General features: G+C 54.1%; 1 protein-coding gene. It reads right to left on the bottom strand.

Features of this window, described 5'->3' with window-relative positions; all coding sequences use genetic code 11:
- Positions 1–1,185: UvrD-helicase domain-containing protein (locus ACR0P9_RS12945; protein WP_432620788.1), on the bottom strand; the 1,185-nt coding region annotated here is incomplete at both ends.

Raw genomic sequence — 1,185 nt, forward strand, 5'->3', positions numbered from 1 at the left:
ACGGAAGCGATAAATACTCTGTTTGACATCGCCAACCATAAAGATGTTCTTCTCGTCATCGCTGACCGCGCGGAAAATCGCGTCCTGTACCGCATTGGTGTCCTGATACTCATCGACCATGATTTCGGAAAAATGCATCTCACGGGCAAGCTGCGTCGGCGCATCATGTTCATCGACAAGCAGCTGCACAGCAAAGTGTTCCAAATCGTTAAAGTCCACCACGCCGCGCCGCAGTTTTTCCGCCTGATAGTCATCCATAAACAGCTGTACCGTATCACACAGCGCACAGACCGCTGGAGCCATCATGCGCATATCCTCGCGCACCTCTTGTTCTGTGACGCACAAGACTTTTTCCGCCATCTCCTTGACGATGGATTTCCAACTGTTGCGTCGATCCTTGAGCGCATCGAGAAAGGCTTTATCCTCATAGCCGCGAATAGCAGGAATACGTTTGAAGGTATCTCGAATCTGTGCACACAGCTGCACAGCGGCATCCCATGCGCCGTCCTGCACCAAGGTCAGCAGATCTTCCGCCTGCTGTTTATCCTGCGCGAAAACCGGTTCATATTTATCCTGCACGACGTCTGCACCCTGCATCTCATCCAGTGCATCATCCAGCACGGCAATGCCATACGCAATACGACTCTCCGCCTCTCGCAGCAACGCGATACCCCAATCGGTATCGGCAAGGCGGTCAAATTCCCGCACAAACTTCTGGCGATACTGCTCCAATTCTCGTTTTGGCTTCGGCGAGGACTGCAAGTTGCGAAAGGTCTCCAGCACGAGGGTTGCCAGCTGTCTGTCATCGCGTCCGCCGCTGACCGCTTCTACCAGCGCGGAAAATCCCTCACTGTCCACCGCATACTGTGCTTCGAGTACGTCTTCCAATACCTCATTCTGCATCACCGTCTGCTCGCTGTCGTCCGCTGTGCGAAACTCCGGCGGCAATCCCAGCTCATGAAAATGCTCTTTAACCAAGCCCATGCAAAACGCATGAACGGTTGTAATCTTCGCGCGGTGCACGAGCATGAGCTGACGGCGCAGACGCAGATTTTGCGGCTGTTTTGCCGCCAAATCCGTCAGGGCATCCGCAATCTTGCCTCGCATCTCGCTCGCCGCCGCTTTGGTAAACGTCACGATGAGAAAAGAATCCACATCACAGGGATGTTCCGGATCTGTCACGCG

The organism is Butyricicoccus sp., from assembly GCF_050872565.1.
GTDB lineage: Bacteria > Bacillota > Clostridia > Oscillospirales > Butyricicoccaceae > Butyricicoccus_A.